The 20,532-nt window shown below is 26.2% G+C and carries 17 protein-coding genes, 1 other RNA gene and 1 pseudogene; 4 read left to right on the plus strand and 15 right to left on the minus strand.

Going from position 1 to position 20,532, the window contains the following annotated elements:
* Window positions 1-12 precede the first annotated feature (12 nt).
* A complete protein-coding gene (locus AELL_RS10245) occupies window positions 13-2,685 on the minus strand; it encodes a TrlF family AAA-like ATPase (protein WP_118917869.1) in 2,673 nt (890 codons plus the stop codon).
* Window positions 2,686-3,032: 347 nt separating this feature from the next.
* Window positions 3,033-3,725, minus strand: a complete 693-nt coding sequence (locus tag AELL_RS10250; protein ID WP_226805984.1) for a magnesium chelatase domain-containing protein — start codon at window positions 3,723-3,725, stop codon at window positions 3,033-3,035.
* A 164-nt stretch (window positions 3,726-3,889) separates the two neighbouring features.
* Here AELL_RS10250 and AELL_RS10255 point away from each other — a divergent pair, with 164 nt between their 5' ends.
* Window positions 3,890-4,270: a hypothetical protein gene (locus AELL_RS10255; RefSeq protein ID WP_118917870.1), complete on the plus strand. Its 381-nt coding sequence runs from the start codon at window positions 3,890-3,892 to the stop codon at window positions 4,268-4,270.
* A 7-nt stretch (window positions 4,271-4,277) separates the two neighbouring features.
* On the opposite strand, the gene def is transcribed toward AELL_RS10255, so the two are convergent.
* Genes def through tig form a run of 3 tightly spaced genes read right to left on the minus strand, consistent with a single transcriptional unit; the run spans window position 4,278 to window position 6,705 of the window.
* Window positions 4,278-4,793 carry a peptide deformylase gene (gene def / locus AELL_RS10260; RefSeq protein ID WP_118917871.1) on the minus strand — a complete coding sequence of 172 codons (516 nt, stop codon included), beginning with the start codon at window positions 4,791-4,793 and terminating at the stop codon, window positions 4,278-4,280.
* A gap of 11 nt (window positions 4,794-4,804) precedes the next feature.
* Entirely contained in the window at window positions 4,805-5,389 is a 585-nt protein-coding gene (gene clpP, locus AELL_RS10265) for an ATP-dependent Clp endopeptidase proteolytic subunit ClpP (protein ID WP_118917872.1), read from the minus strand.
* A gap of 14 nt (window positions 5,390-5,403) precedes the next feature.
* On the minus strand, window positions 5,404-6,705 hold the full coding sequence (tig, locus tag AELL_RS10270) for a trigger factor (RefSeq protein WP_118917873.1): 1,302 nt from the start codon (window positions 6,703-6,705) through the stop codon (window positions 5,404-5,406).
* Window positions 6,706-6,796: 91 nt separating this feature from the next.
* Here tig and AELL_RS10275 point away from each other — a divergent pair, with 91 nt between their 5' ends.
* Complete coding sequence (locus tag AELL_RS10275; RefSeq protein WP_118917874.1) at window positions 6,797-8,461, plus strand: VWA domain-containing protein; 1,665 nt, start codon at window positions 6,797-6,799, stop codon at window positions 8,459-8,461.
* Between the two features lie 9 nt (window positions 8,462-8,470).
* Here the strand turns inward: AELL_RS10275 and ppk2 (AELL_RS10280) are convergent, their stop codons facing one another.
* The 5 genes from ppk2 (AELL_RS10280) to AELL_RS10300 are packed head-to-tail and all read right to left on the minus strand — an operon-like array spanning window position 8,471 to window position 13,061.
* A complete protein-coding gene (ppk2, locus tag AELL_RS10280) occupies window positions 8,471-9,589 on the minus strand; it encodes a polyphosphate kinase 2 (RefSeq protein ID WP_118917875.1) in 1,119 nt (372 codons plus the stop codon).
* Window positions 9,589-10,485 (minus strand): polyphosphate kinase 2, encoded by an 897-nt coding sequence (ppk2, locus tag AELL_RS10285; protein WP_192941228.1) that lies wholly within the window; start codon window positions 10,483-10,485, stop codon window positions 9,589-9,591. Before ppk2 (AELL_RS10285) ends, ppk2 (AELL_RS10280) begins: the two co-directional genes overlap by 1 nt.
* A gap of 54 nt (window positions 10,486-10,539) precedes the next feature.
* Window positions 10,540-11,688, minus strand: a complete 1,149-nt coding sequence (nspC, locus tag AELL_RS10290) for a carboxynorspermidine decarboxylase (protein WP_118917877.1) — start codon at window positions 11,686-11,688, stop codon at window positions 10,540-10,542.
* A complete protein-coding gene (gene rd / locus AELL_RS10295; RefSeq protein ID WP_014474869.1) occupies window positions 11,678-11,842 on the minus strand; it encodes a rubredoxin in 165 nt (54 codons plus the stop codon). Before rd ends, nspC begins: the two co-directional genes overlap by 11 nt.
* Before the next feature lie 25 nt (window positions 11,843-11,867).
* Window positions 11,868-13,061, minus strand: a complete 1,194-nt coding sequence (locus tag AELL_RS10300) for a saccharopine dehydrogenase family protein (protein WP_118917878.1) — start codon at window positions 13,059-13,061, stop codon at window positions 11,868-11,870.
* A gap of 151 nt (window positions 13,062-13,212) precedes the next feature.
* On the opposite strand from AELL_RS10300, the gene ssrA reads away from it, so the two are divergent.
* Window positions 13,213-13,609: a transfer-messenger RNA gene (ssrA, locus tag AELL_RS10305) on the plus strand.
* A 142-nt stretch (window positions 13,610-13,751) separates the two neighbouring features.
* On the plus strand, window positions 13,752-14,852 hold the full coding sequence (locus AELL_RS10310; protein ID WP_118917879.1) for a tyrosine-type recombinase/integrase: 1,101 nt from the start codon (window positions 13,752-13,754) through the stop codon (window positions 14,850-14,852).
* Window positions 14,853-15,108: 256 nt separating this feature from the next.
* On the opposite strand, the pseudogene AELL_RS10315 reads toward AELL_RS10310, so the two are convergent.
* From AELL_RS10315 to AELL_RS10335, 5 genes and pseudogenes are all read right to left on the minus strand, one after another.
* Window positions 15,109-15,612 (minus strand): annotated as a pseudogene (locus AELL_RS10315) (reverse transcriptase domain-containing protein); the annotation flags it as partial.
* 12 nt (window positions 15,613-15,624) lie between these two features.
* On the minus strand, window positions 15,625-16,197 hold the full coding sequence (locus tag AELL_RS10320) for an RNA-dependent RNA polymerase family protein (RefSeq protein ID WP_164967216.1): 573 nt from the start codon (window positions 16,195-16,197) through the stop codon (window positions 15,625-15,627).
* A 138-nt stretch (window positions 16,198-16,335) separates the two neighbouring features.
* Window positions 16,336-17,529, minus strand: coding sequence for a phosphoribosyltransferase-like protein (locus AELL_RS10325; RefSeq protein ID WP_118917882.1), 1,194 nt, complete (start codon window positions 17,527-17,529; stop codon window positions 16,336-16,338).
* Between the two features lie 41 nt (window positions 17,530-17,570).
* Window positions 17,571-18,494 carry a DUF6236 family protein gene (locus AELL_RS10330; RefSeq protein ID WP_118917883.1) on the minus strand — a complete coding sequence of 308 codons (924 nt, stop codon included), beginning with the start codon at window positions 18,492-18,494 and terminating at the stop codon, window positions 17,571-17,573.
* Window positions 18,495-20,531, minus strand: coding sequence for a hypothetical protein (locus AELL_RS10335; RefSeq protein ID WP_118917884.1), 2,037 nt, complete (start codon window positions 20,529-20,531; stop codon window positions 18,495-18,497). It lies immediately after the preceding gene.
* Window position 20,532: the final 1 nt, after the last annotated feature.

The raw sequence follows: 20,532 nt of genomic DNA on the forward strand, positions 1-20,532 counted from the left end.
ACTCTATTTATTTTATAAAACTTTCAATCCATATATTTCTTGTCTACGAATAAAAGCTTGTTTCCCACCTTCTAATATTGAACAACATAATTCACGGGTTGCATCATTATCTATTGAACCAGAATCTATGATAAATGATTTAATACTTGTACTTTTTAGAGGAATAACTAATTCTGCATCTCCTAAAACTGCAATATTTGGATTATGAGTTACAACAATGACTTGTCTTTTTTCTTTAATTCTTCTAAGATTACTTACTATCGTTTTGTAAATAAATTCACTATCTAAATTATCTTCAGGTTGATCAATTAATAAAGGAACTCTACTCTTTGATTGAATAAGAATTGCAAGAAGAATCGATTGTTGTTGACCTAAAGATAATTGAGAAATTGAGCGACTTAAATATTTCTTAGCTCCGTTATCATCTATTATTTTTGTTACTGATAAACTAGGTTTATCATCATATTTAAAAGCTTCAAAATCCTCATATTTATAATTATCTATTGCTCTTTCAATAATATTATTAATTTCTTCATCTTGAAAAACTCTTTTTCCATCTTCTTTAATTTGTGCGAGAGATGATAAATTTTTTTTCTTAACCCCTTCACAAAAGTCCATGACAGATAATTCATTAGCTATTATTTTTGCTTTAGAAACTTGTGATGTTCGCCATCCCATTAGATCTTTTATTGAGTTCTCAAATTCTGGAGAATATGTACTTTCTTTATATTCTGCTTTTATAAAAAATTCATCTACTGCATCCTTTAGATTATTATTAATTACATTTGAAAACAAAAATCGTTGTTTATAAATTTCTTTCTTTACTTCTTTTCTTCTTTTTATTAAATCTTTTCTATTTTTTTCTAACTCTTTAAGTTCATTTAAAATTTCTTCTTGCTTTTTTAACCTATCTTGATAATATGCTAAATCTTTAATTATTTGATTAATTTTTCCTAAATCAAAAGGTATTCCTTGCTTTTCTAATTCACTTTTTTTCTCATCTATTTTTGTTAAAATATTTTTTTCTTTATCTTTCCATAAATCCAATTGAATTTTAAGTTCTCCAACTTTGGGAACAAGTTCCTCATTTAATTTTACAGAAGTTTTTTTAACTACATTTGAAAATTCTTCAACTATTATTTTAACTTTTAAAAATTCTTCTTTTCCAATAATTATTTCATCATCAGTCATTCCTGAAAATGATTTAAATGCTTCTTCATCATTTAAAACATCTCTATAATTATCAATTAATTTTTTGAGTTTAGATATCAATTCATCACGAATCTTTTTTTCATTAGCTAATGACATTTGATACTTAACTAAATCTCCAACTTTATCTTGTTCTAATTTTTTAACTTTCTCTGATATATTAGTAATTTGTTTTCTTGTATCAGGAATACCCTTTACCTCAATACGTGCTTTAGTTAAAGAGCTTTGATTTTCTAAAAGTAATTCACATAATTCTTGATCTTCTTTAATTAATGGCTCTATCTCAATAAAGCTATCTAAAAAATCAAGCAATACTTTTGGGTTATCATCACTATGTTGAATCGTCGATGCAGTTTCTCCTTGTCCATAACTCTCAATAGGAATACGTATAATTCCATCTGTCATGTCTGTTATGTTAATGCTAGATGAATTCTTTTCTCGTTTAAACTCTATTTGTCTACCTGTTTCATCCTCATAAAACATACTTATTTCATCAGACCATATATCCGTGTCTTTAACTTTAGATGTTGAAACATTTCCTGAAACTTCTCGTAATGACTCTAGCATTGTTGACTTTCCAGTCCCTCTTCCTCCAATTATGCATGTAAGATTTTTACTAAATCTTATTTTCTGTTCATCTAATAATCCACCTTTAAATTTTAAGCCAATAAAATGGGGAATTTTTTCTGGAATCATATTTTCAAGTCTAACCCTAGATTCATAGCTGATTAAAGCTATTTTAAGAGCATGAAAACTTAATGAATCAACTTTAAAACGTGTTAATCTTTTATCTCCATCTGCATTAGTCCCTAATTTATCCAATTTATGGGCATCAGAAGACATAATTTTTGGTAAAATCAAATCAAAACGCTGTTCTAATTTTGTTCTTCGTTCATTTAAAAGCTTTTTTCTATCATCATTAGTATCTACATCTGTATAATAATCAATACTATTTTTTGAACTAATTTCTAATGCTAACAAGCTTGGATGAATAAAAATATCCTCTATAACTTTGTTGAATCGTCCTATAACTTTTTCAAAACCTGAGTCTAATTCAATATGAGCAAGAACTCCAAACCCATTAAATTCACTTGCGAATCTCAAACATTGAACTATGCCTTGCTCACATCGTTCCTTATCGTCTGAAATAGTGAGCTTACCAAAAAACTTTCTTAATTGTTCATATGTTTCAAAATAAACTAATAAATGACCTTGCGTAGTACTAATTTCAATACCGGGAATAACAAGAATATTTTTATTATTAGCATAATCAATTGCTTTCTTAGAGTTCTGAATCTCATTATGATCTGTAATACTAATTATAGAAAGATTATTCTCAATTGCTATATCAACAATATTTTGTGGCGTCATACTAGAATCTGTCACATCAAATGAACCATCTTTTCCATAAGAATGTATATGTAAATCAGCTCTTACAAAATCGGCCCCAAAATTTAAGTTATTTATTTCTTCCATTGTTTTTTATTCCCTATATATTATTGTTGTTGTTTATCTATCATAAAGTATTGAAATAATTATATGAACTAGTTTCACAAATATGTTGTTTTACTCTTTTGGGGTATAACTTATTATCATTTTTATAATACACAAATGAATTCCTCTTTAAGTTTTAAAGTAACTAACTATTAGTTACAAGTGATTATATAATAATTAATACAATGATTTATTTATTAATCTAAATAAAAATATATTATTCAGTATAATTTTGTAACATTTCAAGTATAAATTTGTAGATTCTATATACTTTCAATATAATGAATTAAAAATAACACCTTTAAATAAGAACATTTTTTAATTCATGGTTAAAGTTCAGTATATATTAGGTGGTGATTTCCAGCTGCGCAAATCATAGCAGCATATTTAGCCATATCTTGCCCAATAACATCACTGAAATCTTCAGGATAATTTGTTTCATAAAAATATTTTTCACTATTTATTTCTAAAATCTTATGTTTAATCTCTTTTTTTTCATATAAGAATTCTTCTTTTTTTTCACTCTTGATAAACTCTATTGCTTCGTTTAACTCTTTCACTTTATAAATTTGTAAATTTGGAATATTTACTAATTTTTTTGCACTCTCTTCACAAACAACAACTTTTTTTACTTCACCCTTTTTCACAAGAGATAAAACCATAGGAAAAATCAAAGTTGTATCTTTAATATTCCCATCAAGAGCCAATTCACCAAAGAAAAAAAAGTCATCAAAGTTAATTTTTTTATTATCATAAAATGCTATTTGTAAAGCAATTGCTAAATCAAAATGAGTTCCTTTTTTTGATATTTCAGAAGGAGAGAGATTTACAATAATTTTTAAAGGAGGAAATTTAAAACCATTAATCAATAAAGCAGATTTTACTCTCTCCTTTGATTCACTAATACTTGTACTTATCATTCCCACAATCGTAAAAGTCGGTAATCCTTTAGTAAACGTTGATTCAACATCAATTGAAATTGCATCAATTGTGTCTAAAGAGGCTGATTTAATTATTTTCATATTCATATTCTTTCTATTTAATAACTTTTTTAATTATATTAAATAATTGATTAATTTTTATAATCTAATTCAATTAGAAAAAATATTTCATTGCAATAATTAAAGAGTAAATAAAATTTTTATCTTCACTTGCTATAATACGCAAAAAAACTAGGAATTATTATATGTCATCAACTATGAATTGTCCTGAATGTAACCATGAAATTTTAACAAGAATGGGAACTATTTGCCCAAATTGTGGTTATACTGTTGGATATTTTAATGGAGATATAAAAAGAAAAAAATATGCAAAATTCTTTGCATTAACAGTTTTTACACCTTTTATCTCTTTTATTACTATTATATTTGCTCAATTAAATAAATATACAATGTTTATTGGTATTGCAATATTCTTTTATTTAGCAATAAAATCTTGCCCTATTTCATTTAAAGAGATTTTTTTAACGAAGTTTGAAAAAATATTTTTTTGGTTAATTTGGGTTTTAGCAAACAGTTTAATATTTTCTTTGATAGTTAATATTTTAATTAAGACTATGAAGGGATAAAAGATATTTATCTTTTATCTTTCATCTTTTTTTTCCACTCTTTTTCGAATTTTTTTCTTTTAAGAATAGATAAATTTTCAATAAACAGATGTCCTGATAAATGTTCCATTTCATGTTGCCAAGCAACAGCTAAGAAACCTTCACATTCCATAGTTTGTTTTTCACCAAATCTATTACAATATTCAACAATAATATGTTGTGCTCTTGTCACATCTTCACTAAATCCAGGAACACTTAAACACCCTTCAGTGAAAACTTGAGTTCCATCTTTATGTGTAATAATTGGATTTATTGCTTCAATCAAATCATCTCTATTTTGAATATCATCTTCATTTGGAAGATTTATAATTAAAACATTTAATGGAATTGCAACTTGAATAGCAGCAAGCCCTACTCCATTTTGAGATATCATTGTTTCATACATATCATCTAAAAGAGTATGCAGTTCACTATCGAACTGCTCTACATCTTTAGATTTTAATCGAAGTAATTTATTTGGATAAGTTATAACTTCTCTAATCATCAATAACTTTCTTATTTATGCTTTGCTATAACTTCATCAATTAAACCATAAGCACAAGCTTGTTCTGCACTCATAAAATTATCTCTATCTGTATCTTTTTCGATAATTTCTAATGGTTGTCCTGTTTGTTCAGCAATAATAGAGTTTAAAGAATCTTTCATTCTTTGAATCTCTTTTGCTTGAATTTGAATATCTGTTGCTTGACCTTGAGCTCCACCTAATGGTTGGTGAATCATAATTCTTGAATTTGGTAAAGAGTATCTTTTACCTTTTGTTCCAGAACTTAATAAAAATGCACCCATTGATGCAGCTTGTCCTATACAAATAGTACAAACATCAGGTTTTATATAATTCATAGTATCATAAATTGACATACCACTTGTAATTACTCCACCTGGAGAGTTGATATATAAATAGATATCTTTATCTGGGTCTTCAGCTTCTAAGAAAAGTAACTGTGCAACAACTGTTGAAGCTACTGCATCATTTATTTCTCCACTTAACATAATAATTCTATCTTTTAGAAGTCTTGAATAAATATCATAACTTCTTTCACCACGTCCAGTTTTTTCAACTACATAAGGTATATAACTCATAATTAATCCTATTTTTATTTTCCTAATTTTTCATCTAATAATTTAGATATAACTTTCTCTTCAATCATAGACATTTTAATTGCAGGTAAATATCCAGCTTCTTGGTATTGTTTTACAACTTCTTGTGGATTTTGTCCCATTTGCATTGCTTCATAATAAAGAACTTGCATAACTTCTTGGTCATTTACTTGAACATTTTCAGCTTTTGCTAAAGCATCAATAATAAATGTAGCTTTTACTGAATTTACCGCATCTTGTTTTAATTCATTTCTGATTTCTTCTACTTTTGAAGCATCTTCTTTTAATGCGTTAATCTCTTCTTCACTCATTGTTCTAATTTTATTGTTTAGAGCAAAATTGATTTCTTGATCAACTACAGAATTTGGTAATGCAAATTCTATTCTCTCAACTAAAGTTTCTAAATATGCAGGTTTTAATTCTTCTCTATAGTATTTAGATTTTTCTTCAGCTTTCATTTGCTCTTTTACTCTATCTCTTAATGTATCAATAGTTACATTTTCTTGACCTGGTAACATTTTTTGTGCAAATTCATCATTTAATTCAGGAGCAACTTTTTCTTGAATTTCATGTAAAGTTACTTTAAATACAGCTTCTTTTCCAGCTAAATTTTTAGCTTGGTAAGATTCTGGGAAAGTTACAGTAATATCTTTTTGCTCATCATATTTCATACCGATAATTTGTTCTTCAAATCCTGGGATAAATGAACCTGAACCTATTTGTAATGGGTATTTTTCAGCTTTTCCACCTTCAAATGCTACACCATCAACAAAACCTTCAAAATCAATTAAAGCGAAATCACCATCTTTTACAGCTCTTTTTCTTGCAATTTTTTCTAATGGAGCAGAAGATGAAGCGATTTCAGTTAATCTTGCATCAATCTCTTTAATATCTACATCAATATCTTTTACTTCAGGAATTAATGATTTATAATCACCTAAATCAATATTTGGTTTACAAGCTACTGATAATTCAATTTCAATTGATCCATCTTCTTTTTTATCAAATTTAGTAACAGTTGGCTCACCAATTAAATCTTCATTTTTAATGTTTAATAGTTTTAAACCATCTTTTAAAACTTTTCTAACTGCATCAGCTTCTGCATCTTCTTTTAATTTTTCTGCAAATCTTTGTTTTACAACAGCAACAGGAACTTTACCTTTTCTAAATCCCTGAATATTCATAGTTTTAGAAGCTTGTTTTGCAACTTTATCTAAGTTTGCTTCTATCATCTCTTTTGCAACTGTTGCAGTTATAACTGCATTTGCTTCATCAACTCTATTTGCGTTAAATTCCATTAAATTTACTCCGATTGTTATAATTTTAACGCAGATTTTATCTAAAAATTACTAAGGCTTTACTAAAATACCTTTTTCAAAGGAGTTTTAGTTGAATTTTGTCTACTATAAAGTACTATTTTTGATGTTGATACCTAGCTTTATCTTAATGTATTTTATACTTACAAAACAAAATAAATTGGAAAACTATTTTTCCAAAACTGCTCTAAATAAACTTAGTATTTCAAATCAATACTTTTCAAACAAAACAAGAAATATTATTCTTTTTTTATCGCTCATTTTTATGATTATTGCATTAGCTCGTCCTGTTACTAATGAAAAAATAAATAATTCTGAGACTTCATTAACTCCAATAATAATTGCAATTGATGTATCAAAATCAATGAAAGCAGTTGATTTATTTCCAAATAGATTAGAATTTGCAAAACAAAAACTTTTAAATATTTTGGATAATTCTAAAACAGAAGCTATTGGAGTTATTTTATTTGCAAAATCCTCTTTTTTACTTTCACCTGTAACTGAAGATTTCAACTCTTTAAAAATTTTGATAAAAAATTTGGATACAGGAATAAATTTTGATAATGGAACAAACATCTATTCGACTCTTGAAACAACAAATAAATTATTGAAAAATTATTCAAATAAAAATCTTCTTTTATTAACAGATGGTGGAGATAAAGAAAATTTTGACGAAGAGATAAATTTTGCAAATAAAAATGACATCAAAATTTATACTTTAGCACTTGCTACATCAAATGGTTCAGCGATAAAAGAAGAAAATGGAAATTATTTAACAACAAAAGATGGGAAAATTGTTAATGTAAAACTAAACTCAAAAATAAAAGATTTAAGTTTAAAAACAGATGGTGGATATATTGAATACTCTTTAGATAATAAAGATATTGAACAAATTTTAGATGATATAAATTCTAAATCTAATAAAGAAAAATTTGAAGAAAGAAAATATAAAACATACACTGAACTTTTTTATTATCCATTAACTATTGCAATTTTTTTACTTTTAATTGCTTTTTCATCAATGCCCACTTTAAAAAGAACAAAACTTCCTATTTTTATTCTATTTTTTAGTTTCAATTTTACAAATTCACAACTAATTGCTTCTTCTATTTTTGATTTTAAAACTATAAAAGAAGCCAATAAAGCTTATGAAAATCAAGATTATAACAAAGCATTAAAAGAGTTTGAAAAACTTGATTCAAATGAATTTAGAGACTATAACTTGGCAAATAGTTTGTATAAAGAGAATAAATTCAAAGAGGCGATTGATATCTATAAAAATATAAAAACTTCATCAAATGATTTAGAGTTTAAAAAACTTCATAATCTAGGAAACGCCTATGCAAAAAATAGTGATTTTCAAAATGCAGTTGATAGTTATGAAAAAGCTTTAAAATTAAAAAATGATTCAACAACAAAAGAAAATCTACAATTAGTGAAAAAACTTTTAGATAATAAAAAAGATGATAATAAAAATCAAAACAAACAAGATGAACAAAAAAATAACAAAGAGAATCAAAAACAAGAAGAAAATAAAGAAGATTCATCTCCAAAAGATGAAAATAAAACAAAAAAGCAAAATCAAAAAAATTTAAAAAATGAACAGTTAGAACAAAAAGAAGAAATCTCTAATTTTGAAGAAGAAAAATGGTTAAAAGAGCTTGAAAATCAAAAGACAAATTCAATGCTTAAAAAAATGGAATCTTCAAAAGAAGATTCCATCTCTAATCCTTGGTAAAACAAAAGATTAATAATCTTTTGTTTTTCTCATTTGTAAAAGTTCTTTTTGAACAGAGATATTAACATCTTCATTAGCTTCAAAATCTAAAGAATAGTTTCTACCATCATAATCAACAGAATTTAAAATAATCTTCATAGCCTCTAAACGTGCCAGATGTTTATTATCACTTCTTACAATATGCCAAGGTGCACTTCTTGAAGTTGTACGTCTAAGCATTTCATATTTTTTTTCAGAAAATTCATCCCATAAATCTTGTGCTTGCATATCAACTTCTGAAAATTTCCATTGTCTTAATGGATCATGTATTCTTCTATCAAATCTTCTTTTTTGTTCCTCTTTTGAAACAGAAAAATAAAGTTTAATTAAAATCATTCCCTGTCTTACTAAATCTTGTTCGAAATTAACAATATCTTCCATAAAAATTTCATGTTCTTCAGGAGTACAAAATCCAAAAATTGGCTCAACCATTGCTCTATTGTACCAACTTCTATCAAATAATACTATCTCTCCACCTGTTGGAAAATGAGTGATATATCTTTGTAAAAACCATTGGTTTTTTTGCGTTTCAGTTGGTTTTCCAAGAGCAACTACTCTATAATGTTTATTATTCATATATCTAGTAATTCTTCTAATTGCTCCACCTTTTCCAGAAGCATCTCTTCCTTCAAAGATAATAATCATTCTTTTATTCTCTTTTTCTAACCAATTTTGAAGTTTAATCAACTCAATTTGATATTTTTTTAAAGCTTCCAAATCATAAATCTTTTGAATTCCTTCTGATAAAACATGTGGGTTCAGTTTTTCATAATTACCTAAAATTGATTTTAAAAAATCATTTTCTTCTTTCAATTTTTTTAAAACTTCATTATCTTTAGTTACCAATTTTTCTTCCTCTAAAGTAGTTTTTTCTTCTGTTTTTGATATTATAGAATCCTTAAATGATTGCATCAATTCTATGGCATCTTTTCTTGTTAGATTATCTTTTTTTGTATAACCTAAAACTTTCACATATCTTTTTTTATCATGCTGAAATCTAACTATATATTTTCTTCCAAACTCAGGATGAGTCTCTTTAGAAATATATAAACCGCTATAATTTGTTCTTTCAAATTCATTCAAATTCATTATGGTAACCTCGCAAATTTATTGTCTTGTTCCATATTTTCTATCTCTTCAGAACCACTTATTAAAATATCTCTATCAATATTAAAAATATCATCATTGGTTTTTTTCTCATAATCTATGTTAGATAAAATATGTCTAATACAATTTAGTCTAGCTTTTTTCTTGTCATCACTTCTAATTACAATCCACGGGGCAATATCTGTATTTGAAGCCATTAACATAGAAAATTTAGCAATTGTATACTTTTCCCATAAATTTTGAGACTCTTTGTCAACAGGAGATAATTTATATTGTTTTAAAGGGTCAACTTCTCTTTTTTTAAATCTTTTTAGTTGTTCTTTTTTTGAAACAGAAAAATAAAATTTCATCAAAATTATTCCTGATTTAACTAACATCTTTTCAAATTCTGGAACTTCTCTTAAAAATTCATGATGTTCTTCAGTTGTACAAAATCCCATAACAGGCTCAACACCTGCTCTGTTGTACCAAGATCTATCAAAAAATACAATCTCACCTGCACTTGGAAGATGTTGAGTATATCTTTGAAAATACCATTGTGTTTTTTCTATATCACTTGGTTTTTCTAAAGCAACAACCCTTGCACCCCTTGGATTAAGATGTTCTGTAATTCTTTTTATAGTTCCACCTTTTCCAGCAGCATCTCTTCCTTCAAAAATCATTAAAATTTTTAAACCTTTTTCTTTCACATGATTTTGAAGTTTTAAAAGTTCAATTTGAAGTTTAGTTAACTCTCGTTCATACTCTAAAGTCTCTTTTCTAACCCAAATTTGTACTTTTTCTACACCATCATCATCTTTTTCTTTTAGTTTATTTCTTTTTCTACTTTTATCTTTATAATCATGTTTTAATGACTCTTTTGTATCAATAACTTCCATATCTGAAAATTCGTTATTTATTATATTTCTTTCATGCCCCGACATTATTTTCTCCTATGAAAGTCTTACTTTATAGTCATTATACCCAAAGTTTTTTATAATTTGATAATTACTTTCATTATGTTTTATAACAATTGATGGTAATTTTATACCATTAAAAGTTGTTGTTTTTACCATCGTATAGTGAATCATATCTTCTAAAATAATTTTATCTCCCACTTTTAATGGCTCATCAAAAGAGTAATCACCAATAATATCACCAGATAAACAAGTATTTCCACCTAATCTATAAGTATATTTTTTCTCACCAGCAACACCACTATTTCTAATCATTGCTCTATATGGCATTGCAAGAGTATCTGGCATATGAGCTTCAGCACTTGTATCTAAAATTGCTAAATCCATACCATTGTGAATTACATCTAAAACAGTTGCCACTAAATAACCCGTTTGCCAACCTATTGCTTCACCTGGCTCCATATAAACTTTTAAATGAGGATATCTTGATTTAAAATCTTTTAAAAGTTTGATTAATCCTTCAACATCATAATCAGCTCTTGTAATATGATGACCACCACCAAAATTTACCCATTTTAATCTGTCAAAATATTGGCTAAAGTTTTTTTCAAAAGCTGCAAGTGCACCTTCAAGTGCATCAACATTTTGTTCACAAAGAGCATGAAAATGAAAACCATCTAAAAATTCTAGTAAAGATTCATCAAAATTTGCTTTTGTTGTTCCCATTCTTGAAAATGGTGCGCAAGGATTATATAAATCTACTTCAACTGATGAGTATTCAGGATTTAATCTAATACCTAAAGATACTTTTCCAAAAGCTTTATCTTTAAATCTTTTTAATTGACTAAAAGAGTTAAAAACTAGATGATTTGAGATAGATATAATTTCATCTATTTCTTCATCTTTAAAAGCAGGACTATATGTATGAACTTCTCCACCAAACTCTTCTTTTGCAAGTATTGCTTCATGAAGTCCTGATGCACAACAACCTTTAAGATATTTTTTACATAAATCAAAAGTTGAATGCATTGCAAAACCTTTAAGAGCAAGAAGAATATTGATATCTGCTTCATCTTGAACTCTTTTTAAAAGTTTTAAATTTTTTTCAAGTAAAACTTCTTCACAAACAAAAGCTGGACTTGGAAGCTTGTCAAAACTATCTACTGTTGTATAATTATTCTTCATATGCTATAAAATCTTCTTTCCCTACTCCACAATCTGGACAAGACCAATCTTGGGGTAAATCTTCAAATGCAGTTCCTGCCTCAATCCCACTATCAGGATCACCAACAGCTGGGTCATATATATAGTCACAAGCTGTACAAATATATTTTTGCATAATAAACTCCTTTATTTAAGATTTATTATAACTCTAAAATTTTCCAAGGTAAACCTTGAGTCATTAACTCATCCATAAATGGTTTTGCATCAAACTCTTCAATATTAAATACTCCTGTATTTTTCCAAATACCTTTATATAATAATTTAGAACCAATCATTGCAGGAACTCCTGTAGTATAACTTACAGCTTGTGCTCCTGTCTCTTTATAACACTCTTGGTGGTCACAAACGTTATAAATATAAACTTTTCTTGGTTTTCCATCTTTAATACCTTCAATGATACAACCAATATTTGTTTTACCTACAGTTCTTGGTCCAAGGCTTGCTGGATCTGGTAATAATGTAGTTAAAAATTCAATTGGAGTAATCATCATACCTTTATGTTCAACTGGCTCAATACCTAACATTCCAACATTTTGTAAACAATTCATATGTTGAATATAAGCATCACCAAAAGTCATAAAAAATCTAATTCTTTTTAAACCTTTAATATTTTTTGATAAAGATTCTAACTCTTCATGATATAGTAAATAAGATGGTTTTACACCAACTTCTGGATAATCATGGTCAACTCTAATTTCTAAAGGAGTTGTTTCAATCCATTGACCATTTTCCCAATATCTACCATTTGCAGATACTTCTCTTAAGTTAATTTCTGGATTGAAATTTGTTGCAAATTTATACCCATGGTCACCAGCATTACAATCCATAATATCTATATAGTGAATCTCATCAAATAAATTTTGTTGAGCATATGCACAAAATACTCCTGTAACACCTGGGTCAAAACCTGAACCTAATAATCCCATAATTCCAGCTTCTTTAAACTGTCCATCTCTTTCCCATTGAAGTTTATATTCAAATTTTGCTTCATCTGGATGTTCATAATTTGCAGTATCTACATAATCTACTTTACATTTTGTACAAGCATCCATAATTGTTAAATCTTGATATGGTAATGCTACATTTAATACTAATTTTGGATTTACTTTTTCAATTAATTTTATTAATTCATCAACACTGTCAGCATTAACACTGGCTACATCAATTTTTACACCTTGATTTTTTAAAATATCAGCAGCAATTGCTTCACATTTAGAAACTGTTCTAGAAGCTAATGTAATATGTTCAAATGTGTCAATATTCATTGCACATTTAACAGTGGCTACTCTACTTACACCACCTGCCCCAATAATTAAAATACCTTTTTTGCTCATTTATTTACTCCGATATATTTTTATGTAACCATTATACAATTTTAAAGTATAAGAAAGAATGAAACAGAATTAAATTTATTATTTGATAACAATTTGATTACAATTAACGTGCTTTTAATAATTGCTTATGTAAACTTCGTTTTTAAGTTATGGGGATGACTTGGTATCGATTAGAGCAGTGAGTATAAGTTGCATGTCGGCCTGAACATGCCGTTACGCGGTTCATTTTTTTTAGACGCAAACAATACAAATTACGCTCCAGCTTACGCAAAAGCTGCGTAAGTTTAACAACTTACTGACTCGCCTAACGGCTTGAGTCTTTGGAGACTGGCACTACAGATTCTATCTATGTAGATAATTGCTGGTTCAACCTAGATAGATTATTTTTGAGGGATTGATTGAACTTCAAAAAGAAATTCCAAATCTTAGCTTTATGATTGCTTCGGGAGTTGAGTTGTCATTAAGTGAAATTTTTCAACTCTGCTAAACATGTAGACGCTTATATAAGCTGTTTTAAGACTGCGGTTCGATCCCGCACATCTCCACCATTAACTTTTTCAACTTTCTTAAATTCTAATCAAACTTCATCAAACCTCTTTACAATCGGGCTTTCTAAAGGTATAATACTTTTTCAACAATTATCAATTTTAATCAATAATTGTCAAATCAGGTTACTAATAGGTTACTAAAATGGCATATATAAATTCAAAAAAATTTGGTTCAACTGTTCAACATTATAAAAAAGAAAATGGTGACATTAGTTATTATATAACTTACAAAGATGAATTTAACAAATTAAAAAGAATTAAAGTTGGTGATAAATCACAAGGTATAACAGAACCTTATTGCAATAGAAAAAGAAATGAGATTTTAAATAAAATTAGATTGGGAGAAGATATTCCAATCAAACAAAAAAAGAAAGATTCTACAACGCTTAATAGCATTGCAGAAATATATTTTACAGATAAAAAATCAGCTGAAAAAAGAAAATCAAAATATGATATTCATATCAAGCCAGTTTTTGGAAATTCAAATGTTAATAGCATCAAAAGAGAAGATATTTTAAACTTTAGAAACCAAATACTAGAAAAAGGAAAATCTTTACAAACAGCAAAAGGAATTATCCAATTAATTTCTACTATTTATAATTATAATATTCAAGAAAAATCACTAAAAACATTTAATCCTGCAATTGGAATAAAGTGGGATAAACAATATAAAATAGATAATACAAGAGAAAAGTATCTTGACCTAAATGAGATTAAATTATTACTCTCTGAAATATCAAACAACCCTACTCTTTTATTGTTTGTTGAACTTTCATTACAAACTGGTGGAAGATTAGAAACTATCTTACATATTCAGAAAAAACATATAAATTTTCAAGAAGGTTCAATTCAACTAAAAAATCTAAAAACAAATGACACATACACAGGTTTTATCCAAGATGAACTATCAAATAAATTAAAAGAAATTTGTGAGAAATTGAATGTGAATGATTATGTTGTACATTTTGAAAAAGGTAAAAAATCTACATCAAGACAAATTCAAAATCGTTTACAACCTATAATGAATGAACTTTTTAATCAAGGTTTAGAAAAAAATGATTCTAAAAATAGAACTGTAATTCATACACTAAGACACACTTTTGCATCTCATCTAGCTATTAATGGAACTCCAATTTTTACAATAAAAGAACTAATGAATCACTCTGATATTGAACAAACTATGAGATATGCAAAACTTGCTCCTGATTCAGGGAAAAAAAATGTACTTAATCTTTATAGATAGTATTATTTTGCGTAGAAGATTAACTTATTTTAATATATAATCTCTTACATTTTAAGTACGATAACTTGTTTTTTGAATTGTTAGACATTATGTTTTATCTTAATTTCATAAATATTTAAATTCATCTTTTTTATCATCATCTGATTCAACTTCTATATCTTTATTTAAAAACCTATAATATAGAACTTTTATAAAAAATAAGGCTTAATAAAAAATGTACCAAAAATTAAATTTATCTAATAATAAATTTAATAGTTTATTGTTTAAATACTACATAGTATTTTTCTAATAATATACTTCCTATCCTATGATTTATTGATTTAACAAAGTAAATTTTTCCCAATAAATGTTCTTTAAATGATTCTTCTGAAGAAAAAGCTGTCTTTGAAGTTTTTTTTAAATGACTCTCAAGTCCATACTTATCAATGTAGTACATTGTATTATTTATATAATTAACTATTTTTTTAGAAGGTTTAAGTTCTCCATTAATGATATTAACTCCTGTAACTTTTTTAATCATCTTAGGAGACACTATTCTAATTTTAGAATTATTTAATTTTAAAGAGTATTTCTTTAATATTTCTCTTATATCAGATACAATTTTTTGACAAGTATCATAAGTTTCAAAATCTCCAGAAATTGACATATCATCAGAATATCTTGTATAAGAACTACTTGAGTATTTTTCCAATAATAATGCAATCTCTTCATCAAATTTGCTTGCATAGAGATTTGATATTTTAGGACTAGTACAAGCTCCTTGGGCTAAAACTCATTTGGACTTAAAATAAGGTTTTATTTTATCTTTAAAATCATTGGGTTCAGCTATAGTACATAATCTTGATAATTCTAACGAGAGTAATTTGGGATAACCTAATTCAAAAAATATTTGATAGACAGAATCTTCTTTTATTGAACTAAAAAAATCTTTAATATCTAATTTAATTAACCAGTTATCAGAAATATGAGCTTCAGCATTTTTTTTAATTGAAGAATTTTTTTCATATGCAGTAGAGTAAACACTTGATTTTAACCTGTCAAGTATATTATTCTTAATCCATCTCTGAACAACAGCAAGATTTTTTCTAGGGATATATAATTCTCTAAGTTTATTGTTTTTTTTGATAACTTTTTTTTGATAAGGTTTTACTCTACGTTGAGTATAATAAAGTAATGTTTTATAATCTTGATTTGTTAATATTGCAAGATTTTTTAAAGTAAAAATAGGTTCAACATTATTTTTAGTTGTTTCTTCCCATATTTTTCTACATTCTAACAAATATTTATCAGAAATTCTTTTTGTATCAAAAGGATTAAAGGTATTTTCTATTAAATATGTACCCATTTCAGCTCCTTTGGAGCTTAAATAGATTGTAAGTATGTAGTTGAGCATATACTTACAATTCTATTTAAGTTACGAAGTAAAATTATCCTTAATTGTTTTATAGCAACTACTATAAACCGTTTGATAAACAAACAATCCCTACACATCTATTTTTATACCTTTAATCTGAGTAGGATAATACACTATTTTTACTTTATTATCTATTACTTTATTATCTTTTAGATCACTATTCTTCTGATAAATATTTTCATGCAAAGATTCAAATTTAGTTATAATTTTTTTACCTAATGCTGTTAACCTTGAATTACTCTTGGCACAAGAAATTAAACCATATTCACTACAACAATTTAGTATTTTTTTGAATTGAATATCATTAATTTTTGAAAAATATAAAAATTTCTCTTTTATTTTGAATTTCTTTCTCAAAAATAAAAATAAAATAGTATCTATTAGTAAACCCATACCATTATTTCTTGAAATTTTTTTCATTATTAAAATTTCCCCTTGAAATTCCATATCTTCTTCCATATACTTTAAAAGTCTTATATATTCATTCTTTAAATTAAAATATGCTGTTTTATAATTTAATTTAACTTTTTTATCAACAAAAAGTGGTGATTTTTCTGATGCTTGTTTACACCATAAAATTGAAGGTGTATTATTAGGACAGTTGTTATAAAAAACAATATTACTACATATATTTCCATATCCAAATCTAGCATTTATGCATTGTTCCTTTTTTAAATATTTTGAAAAACTATTACATATAAAATCTTTATCAAAAGATGTTCCTTTAACTTCATATATGTAATCATTAATAAAACTAAACTTACTCTTTATATATTTTTCAGCATCTAAATATAATACTATGGAAAGTATGCAAACCTTAATTTTTTTTAAAGAGGTTAATGATCTAATTCTTTTTAAAATGACTTCATCAATTAAAGAAATATTATCAACCATTGTTCCGCCACTTCCTACAAACTCATCAACAAAAAAAATTATGCTATTTCTTTCTATTTTTCTATCTAAGGACCAAAATAAATTGCCCTTTCTATTAAACTTTTTTTTTATATTGAATACAAATGCAGAATCACTTTTAGGTTCTACCTTTTTTAAATTTAAGGAGTTAATAGGAACTATATAAACATCTTTATATCCCTTTATTTCCTTTTCAATTCTTGAAACTAAATTATTAGTATAGAAATCATAATCAACTTGATCGATAAAATTAATATCTTCAATAAGCTTACGAGCACTTTTTAAACTACTACTATCAAATTGTTTTAGCCAATCATCTAACTTTTTTTTATCTAATAAATTAATATCCAAGTTTTATCCCCATAAATCTTATATAAATAACTAAATCTATATTAAATTCGCTGTAAATTTGTTGCATAAGTTAAAACATTTTTTTCTTTTTTCGTAACATCATATACATTACTTATAACAGCTGTACTTAATCCTACTACTGCACCTAGAGTCCCACCTGTTAATGCTCCACCAACAAATCCTACTAATGGTACAACAATATGCTTAGATTGATTCATCCAAAGCCTACTAATTTCATGATTTAGTTTTGCTAAATCTTCTTCAAAATCTCTTTTTGCACTACTCAATAAGTCTTTTCTTTCTTCTAAAGTTTTACCATTTAAAACTGTTAGAGTAATTTTTTCTATTTTTCTTCTATATTCTTTAACAGTATCCTTATTTCTATCTCTAAACTCTCTAATTTTCTTTAAATCAACTATTCCACTAGGTAAAGGCATTGTAAAGTTTAAAATTTCATCTTTTATTACACTATCATTAAGTAAAGAATCAAACTCTATATCATTTGTAAGAGGAGTAGCTTGTAGATTAGTTTTAGTACATAAATCTATTGCCAAGTTTTTCATAAAAATATTTGCTAATACACTATCCATTTCATACCATGGATAAGTTAAATTTTTAATTACTCCTAAATTTAACAACTCACTGCTCAAATTACCAATCTTTTCTATATGTATCTTTGTAGTATTATTTTTATTAATTTTACCTTCTTTAACAAAATACTTTGCAATATCTAAGAATGATTCTCTGAAGCTTTCAAGTTCAGTAGTATAATCTAGTGGCATAATAAATTCAAATAACTCTTTATCTTCTTTTAATTCCATCATTAAAGGACTTAAATCAGTTTCACAATGCTTAACTTGATAAGGAACAATAGAATACATTTTATCCCAATATAATAATCTTTTCATTAACCAATCTGATTCTGGTATATTAATATATGGATAATATAAAGCATTTTCTCTCATTTACTTTCCTTCTTTTATATCTTTTATTTCTACTATTGCTCTTTTACCTATTTCAATAATTTTAATATCTTCTTTAAAGCCTTTTAGTATCTCATCAAATTTATCTCTTTGATTATCTGCAACATCTTCAAAAGATGCAAAAACTAAACTTTGACAATTCAATTTACTAAGTTTTTTAAATAATGCTGTTTGACTTGATTCTGTCATAGCATGTTGTGCAGGTTCATCAAATAAAAACAATCCTAAATGATTTCCATTTTTTACAGATGAAACCTCATATAAAGAAATTAAATATGCCCATAGTGATCTTACAAAATCACTTGCAGAAGAATTATATTTTATCGGTTGAGGAGCATCATCTCCAATTTTAACCATTGGAAAATATTTTGAAGGATCTTTTTTCGCAATCCATATTTGGTCTTCTCTTTTACTACCATAAATAAACTCTTTTAATAATAGTTTAAAATTATCCTCTAACATTTTCAATTTCTTATTATCCTCTAAAGACATTTCATAAGGTTCTTTAGTTTTTTCATTTGCATCCCATTTTTCAGCAATTTCTTTTAATTCAATATATAATTCAATTAACTCTTTGTTTATTGAATTTAATCTAGTAATCTTATTTTCAATGTTTACAAGCTCTTTCATAGTAGCTAAAGAAGGTAGATTTTTATCACTTACAAAATCTTTTTCAAGATAACTAATAATCTCTTTATCTACTTCGTATTCTTCTTTTAATTGATTGTAATATTTTTCTTCATTATCTATTTCTTTTTCTAAAACACTAATATATGTTTTTAGAATTTCATCTTGTGACTTTAAGTAGTCTTTATTTTCTTGTAATCCCATAACTTGGATATGTTTATAAAGTGTAGGAGAAATTGGATTTTCACAAGTTGGACAAATTCCTTCAAAAGCTTTTATTGTATTATCTGCACCCTTTGTGTAATTTCTAATTTTCAATAGATCAGTTAATTCATCCATCTCATTTGATAACTTATTCTTTTCTTTTTTTAAACTATCTAATTCATTTTTTTTGACTTTAATTACACCTTCAAAGTTTAATAAACTATCTAATGATTTTTTTAATTTAGTATTCAATTTTATAATTTTTGCTTCTATATCACTCTTTGGAGTATCAATATTAGACTCAATTTTCTTTTTTTCTTCTTCTAATAATTTTTTATAGTTTTCTAAAGTAACACTTTCTTCATTAACTTTAAAATATATTGTATATTTACTTTGGGCTAATGATTCTAAACCTCTAACTTCATCAGGAAATCTATCAAAAACACCAGAAATTAAATTAACTTTATCTTTTATAATATTAACTTTTTTATCCCAATTTAAACTAATTTCTTTCTTTTTATCTTCATATTTATTTTTTGCTTTTTCATATTCAAATGTACTCAAATTTAAAATATATTCAACATTTCTTTTTTTTGCATCTTTAATACCAAAATATGGAATTGTTGCAAAAAAATCTGTCCATCCAGTTATCTGTTCAATAAAACAAGATGTAAAAATTGTCTGCAAATATAATTTACATTCCCCACCATCATTCTTTGGTACAATCGGTAAATTTAAACCTAAAAAACTCTCAAAATATGTAAAAAAACCCTTTTTATGTTGAGCAGAATTTGGGTCATGTAAGAAATAAGGTTCAATATTTTCACCATCTGTAACTTGAATAATTCTAGGTTCTATATCATAATGCTTAACAAATCTTTTTAATAATATGCTTTTTCCTGATAAGTTCAATACTTCCAATGTTACAGAAGATGTTTTAATATCTAAATCTATACCTTTATTGTAGGGTACTTGATTTTTTAATATTGAATCAATTGCAACAGTATTTTTACCACCTAATAGTTCTTCCATTCCTAATGCATAAAATATTGCAGATGCAATTGTACTTTTACCAGAATGGTTATCACCCTTTATGATATTTAATCCTTCTATAGAAAATTCAATTTCTCTACCAAATTTTTTATCGGCTGTTTCAATTTCAATATTTAACTTTTTGATTCTTAACATT

Origin of the sequence: Arcobacter ellisii (assembly GCF_003544915.1) — a bacterium.
GTDB lineage: Bacteria > Campylobacterota > Campylobacteria > Campylobacterales > Arcobacteraceae > Aliarcobacter > Aliarcobacter ellisii.

Coding starts and splice junctions, on each gene's coding strand:
- AELL_RS10245 (WP_118917869.1), bottom strand. CDS start 2,685: ATGGAAGAAATAAATAACTTAAATTTTGGGGCCGATTTTGTAAGAGCT.
- AELL_RS10250 (WP_226805984.1), bottom strand. CDS start 3,725: ATGAAAATAATTAAATCAGCCTCTTTAGACACAATTGATGCAATTTCA.
- AELL_RS10255 (WP_118917870.1), top strand. CDS start 3,890: ATGTCATCAACTATGAATTGTCCTGAATGTAACCATGAAATTTTAACA.
- def (WP_118917871.1), bottom strand. CDS start 4,793: ATGATTAGAGAAGTTATAACTTATCCAAATAAATTACTTCGATTAAAA.
- clpP (WP_118917872.1), bottom strand. CDS start 5,389: ATGAGTTATATACCTTATGTAGTTGAAAAAACTGGACGTGGTGAAAGA.
- tig (WP_118917873.1), bottom strand. CDS start 6,705: ATGGAATTTAACGCAAATAGAGTTGATGAAGCAAATGCAGTTATAACT.
- ppk2 (WP_118917875.1), bottom strand. CDS start 9,589: ATGAATTTGAATGAATTTGAAAGAACAAATTATAGCGGTTTATATATT.
- ppk2 (WP_192941228.1), bottom strand. CDS start 10,485: ATGGAAGTTATTGATACAAAAGAGTCATTAAAACATGATTATAAAGAT.
- nspC (WP_118917877.1), bottom strand. CDS start 11,688: ATGAAGAATAATTATACAACAGTAGATAGTTTTGACAAGCTTCCAAGT.
- rd (WP_014474869.1), bottom strand. CDS start 11,842: ATGCAAAAATATATTTGTACAGCTTGTGACTATATATATGACCCAGCT.
- AELL_RS10300 (WP_118917878.1), bottom strand. CDS start 13,061: ATGAGCAAAAAAGGTATTTTAATTATTGGGGCAGGTGGTGTAAGTAGA.
- AELL_RS10310 (WP_118917879.1), top strand. CDS start 13,752: ATGGCATATATAAATTCAAAAAAATTTGGTTCAACTGTTCAACATTAT.
- AELL_RS10320 (WP_164967216.1), bottom strand. CDS start 16,197: ATGGGTACATATTTAATAGAAAATACCTTTAATCCTTTTGATACAAAA.
- AELL_RS10330 (WP_118917883.1), bottom strand. CDS start 18,494: ATGAGAGAAAATGCTTTATATTATCCATATATTAATATACCAGAATCA.
- AELL_RS10335 (WP_118917884.1), bottom strand. CDS start 20,531: ATGTTAAGAATCAAAAAGTTAAATATTGAAATTGAAACAGCCGATAAA.